Genomic DNA, 4,425 nt, shown 5'->3' with positions numbered 1-4,425 from the left:
GTGAGAAAGTGACTATTTATTCAGATTAATATAATTTGAACGAGTGTGGTGTTTTTGCCGTGCAAGAAAAGAAGTAACCGTTGATGTTGATAATAATAAAGCCAAGTGACAAAAAAAATCATAAAAACAGTGTTGATTGGCTACTAAAAGAATGTAAAAAAAGACAGATTGAGCCTGAATTGTATTTAACCACAGGCAAGTTTGAGAATGATTGCGCTGATATAGCGCTTTTGGCTAAAAACCAAACTCAAGTTGTGGTGATTGGTGGTGATGGGACGCTGCATTTAGCTGTTAATGCATTAATGTCGAGTCGCTGTGCTATCGCGTTAATTCCGGCAGGCACAGGAAATGATTTTGCTCGTGGCTTTGCGTGTAAACAACAAGCTTGGTATGACGCTGTTTTTAATAGCCGTACAGAGTTAATCGATGTTGGACAAATCAATCAGCGCTATTTTATTAATGTGGCGGGAATAGGTTTTGACGCTGAAGTCGTGACTCAACTAAATAAAGCCGGAAGTTTTAGCTCGTTTGGCTACACTTGGCAGGGCATCAAGCAGCTATTTTCATTTAAGGCACAGTCACTTCAGGGTGAGTTTAATGGTAAAGCACTCAGCTACAGTAATTTAGCGACGATTTTTGCTAATCATTATTACTTTGGTGGTGGCTTAAAGATTGCCCCTCGGGCAAAGTTAAATGATGGTCAGCTTGATTGCTACTGCATGCCTGCTGGCGGTTTGTTGAAAAACCTGATCAGCTTTTTGTATTTACTGCTCGTAAAGCATCATGGTTTGCAAGCGCTAGAATATACCCAGTTAACAACTGCAGAGGTCACCACGAAAGGGTTGGCTATAGAAGCCGATGGTGAGCTTGTTGGTTTTACTCCGGCTAAAGTTAAGATTCACAAACAAGCACTTCGTTTTCATATGCCATAAAAAAGCACCGGCAAATTTGCCGGCGCTTGTTGTTAGAGGCGACATAGTCACTTCTAACTGGGGACGGAGCTTTTTTGCTGTAGGTTACGTGCAGCAAAAAATGCTTTAATTTGTCGAGTAGGAGTCAGCACGATAGCATTACCGAATAACACCAAGCTAAATCCCATAAAGGTATTCGCTTGCCATTCAAATCCTTCAAATAAAGTACTTAACACCACTGCAACCAGTGGGAATAACACGATCACATAGCTTGCGCGCTCAGGGCCGATGTTTTTAAGTAGCGCGAAGTAACAAGCAAATGCGATTACGGTGCCAAACACTGCTAAGTAGAAAAGCGATACCCAATAGCTACTTGGGGCGTTCAACGTGAGCTCAACGTCGCTTACTAAAACATAAGCAGCTAGACCTAAAGCGCTGTATAACATACCCCAGGCATTGCCTTGAAGTACGCCAATATTACGCTGAGAGTTTCGAACGCTGACCATATTTCCCAATGAAGCCACAAAGGTTCCAGATAGCGCAAGTAGTAACCCGACCAACGCACCATTACTCAAGTCGAATTGCTGAATTTGTGGCCAAAATAAGCTGGCAATACCCATTACGCCGAGTAGAGCGCCAAAGTAAATTCGTTTCGCAATTGGCTTTGCGAAGAACAAGCGGGTGTTAATAATGTTCATCAATAGCAACATCGAAAACGCTATTGAGGCCATTGCTGAGGTGAGATAGTTCTGCGCCCAATACAGCACTAAATAATTTAAACCAAAGTTAAATAAGGCTAATAAAGCAAAAAATCCGTGATCACGCAGTGAATAATGCATAGGTAGCTTTTTCATGAGCACAAAGGCCCACATTAAAATAGCTGCAATGGCAAAGCGGTAAAATAAAGAGACCTCAACAGCGACATCACCTAGTTGAAACTCAATAGCTAGCCAAGTCGATCCCCAGATCAGTACTGTAGCAAGGTAGAGAGCGGCGCTTTTCATAGTTAGTACCCAAAAATTGAAAGTATGTTCATTTTAATCCTCTTCTGTATACTTAACATATACAGAAAACTAGAAATGCAACCTATACAGTTTGGTGGGCTATGTCACAAGTTATCAGTCGTAGTAACAGTGAGTTCTTATATCAACAAGTTATTCAGCTAGTTAGAGATCTTTGCTTGCAAGGCTCGTTATTACCGGGTGAAAAGTTACCTTCGCTCAGAAAAATGGCAGACAAGCTCAATATTAGTATTCCTACTGTAAAACAGGCGTATCAATTACTTGAAGGGCAAGGATTGATTGAAGCAAGAGAAAAGTCAGGGTACTTTTTAAAGTCTTCACAGTTAAATCAGTCACGACCAAAGCGAGTTAGGCTCAGTCGAGAACCTACCACAGTCAATAAGCAAGGCTTAATAGAGCAAGTTTATGGTGCCATCCATAAGGCTAATGTGGTGCCATTTGGTATCGCCAACCCTGTAGCCGCTGCACCGACAGATAAAGCACTGGCACGAACAATGCGCCGAGTAATGACATTAGCGGGCGCATCGGCAATTAATTACGGCCCGATGGATGGCTTTGCACCACTTAAAAAACAACTCATTCATCGCTATCTGGATTTTGGCATTGGGGTTGATAGCGATGAATTAGTGATCACCAATGGTGCTCAAGAAGCGTTGGCGATTGCCCTTAAGTGTGTCGCTAAACCCGGTGATGTTATTGCTATCGAGTCGCCTTGTTATTTTGGCATTATCGAATTAATTGAAAGCTTAGGCTTAAAGGCGCTGGAAATACCGCTGTGCCCCGATGAAGGAATATGGCTAGATGATTTGGCTCAAGCACTCGATGAGCATGATATAAAAGCCTGTGTGTTTTCAACCTCATTAAATAATCCTGTTGGCAGTTTTATGCCTGATGCCAAGCGTGAGCAATTAGTGGCACTTTTAGAGCAGCGTGACGTGGTGCTTATTGAGGATGATGTTTATGGCGACTTACATTTTACAGCTAAGCGCGCCACTCCTGCACAAGCTTATTCAAAAAAGGGCTTAGTGATCACCTGCGCGTCGTTTTCAAAAACAGCCGCACCTAGTTACCGCATTGGTTGGATCATTGCCGGTAAGTTTGCAGAACAAGCAAGGCGACACAAACGCGCGCTTAGTTGCTCTGCGCCACTTATAAACCAGTGGACCTTGTATGAGTTTATAGCTAGCGGTGAGTACGACCGTAACATTCGTTTGCTTAGACAGCGCTTAAGTACCAACAAAGAGCGTATGATTTGGTGCCTGCAGCAATATATGCCAAGTTGTGCGCGTATAAGTAACCCGCAAGGGGGCTGTGTTATCTGGGTTGACCTTGGTAGCCAATATGATGCGGTAAAGTTATTCCATTTGGCACTTGAGGCGGGGATCAGTATTACTCCTGGGTTGATATTCTCAGCGGGTAAAAAATACCGTAGCTGTTTTCGTTTAAGTTATGGCTTGCCTTGGTCTGAAAACTTAGAGCAGGCGATTAAAACGTTATCGCAACTGACTGTGCTGGCCAAAAAATAAAAAAGCGCAGAGCAAGCTCTGCGCGAAAGGACCAAGTGTTTTGGTTCAGGGATGTTAATTAGTCAATTACTCTGCATTCTGTTTGAAAGTAAATAGTTGATACTCTTTTAGCTCTGGTACTAGAACCACTAGCTCTTGCTCTTTATGAGCGATATCAGCAAAGCTGCCGCATAATGCATCTGCACGCTCTTCAAGTTGAGCTGCCTGTGTTTCTACACGCGCTTCGATTTGTGCGCCCATGTTTTCCATACGTTGCTCAAACTCATCCATGTCGCCACCTGAACCTAAAAGTTCAGAGCCTAGCGCCACTAAAATACTGCCCATCGATTGCATCATGGCTGACTCGACAGCCGATTCGATTTGCTCATCGAATTGGTCTTCAAAGTTTTGGCCAAATTTTTCGAAATTTTGCTGACCCATGGTGAACGCACCTTGCTGATAGAAAGCGTTTTGTACTTCTACGCTGATATCGTCCATTAATTCTGAAATGTCGCTTAGGCCATCAATATTGAAAGCATTTGAGACTTCTTCGATGGCTACACCAGCTATTTTTACACCATCAAGTGCGATATTTGCTACTTCAGGAAGTTGGCTGCGTAAGCTGTCTGAGTAATCTGCAATTGCTTGCTGTTGTGAAGCATCAAGCGACACGCTTTGACCATCGATATATAAAGTGTGTTGATCGATGATTTTCATAGTGCGATTATCGGCTGTGTATACTTCTAACTCGCTTGGTGTAATGCGTACATCATTTATAAATTCAACATCACACTGCTCACCGCTGAATGAAATATTTGTATCATTATCGTTATGAGCCATTGCGCCGGTAGCGATAAATAAAGAACTTACTAACAATAACTTTTTCATTTTTTTCTTTCCTGTTTGAAATGACACAAATACATAATCAAATTGAATGCCAAAATTTATAAATTCAATTAATTCAATGTCTTGTTGTGTTTTTATGGT

The 4,425-nt window shown here is 42.2% G+C and carries 4 protein-coding genes; 2 read left to right on the top strand and 2 right to left on the bottom strand.

Annotated elements, in window-relative coordinates:
* Nucleotides 1-83: 83 nt before the first annotated feature.
* The gene (locus L1D51_RS20565; RefSeq protein ID WP_239964696.1) at nucleotides 84-932 is read left to right on the top strand and encodes a diacylglycerol/lipid kinase family protein; all 849 of its coding nucleotides are present in this window, start codon (nucleotides 84-86) and stop codon (nucleotides 930-932) included.
* A gap of 53 nt (nucleotides 933-985) precedes the next feature.
* Here the strand turns inward: L1D51_RS20565 and L1D51_RS20560 are convergent, their stop codons facing one another.
* Nucleotides 986-1,915: a DMT family transporter gene (locus tag L1D51_RS20560; protein WP_054563712.1), complete on the bottom strand. Its 930-nt coding sequence runs from the start codon at nucleotides 1,913-1,915 to the stop codon at nucleotides 986-988.
* A gap of 101 nt (nucleotides 1,916-2,016) precedes the next feature.
* Between L1D51_RS20560 and L1D51_RS20555 the strand changes: the two genes are divergently transcribed.
* A complete protein-coding gene (locus L1D51_RS20555) occupies nucleotides 2,017-3,459 on the top strand; it encodes an aminotransferase-like domain-containing protein (RefSeq protein WP_239964694.1) in 1,443 nt (480 codons plus the stop codon).
* Nucleotides 3,460-3,525: 66 nt separating this feature from the next.
* Here L1D51_RS20555 and L1D51_RS20550 read toward each other — a convergent pair whose 3' ends face one another.
* Nucleotides 3,526-4,326 (bottom strand): YggN family protein, encoded by an 801-nt coding sequence (locus tag L1D51_RS20550; RefSeq protein ID WP_054563710.1) that lies wholly within the window; start codon nucleotides 4,324-4,326, stop codon nucleotides 3,526-3,528.
* Nucleotides 4,327-4,425 lie beyond the last annotated feature (99 nt).

It is taken from the genome of Pseudoalteromonas shioyasakiensis (assembly GCF_022398475.1).
Taxonomy (GTDB): Bacteria; Pseudomonadota; Gammaproteobacteria; order Enterobacterales; family Alteromonadaceae; genus Pseudoalteromonas.
Note: the sequence above shows the minus strand (reverse complement) of the source record. Positions and strands in the feature narration are given on the sequence as shown.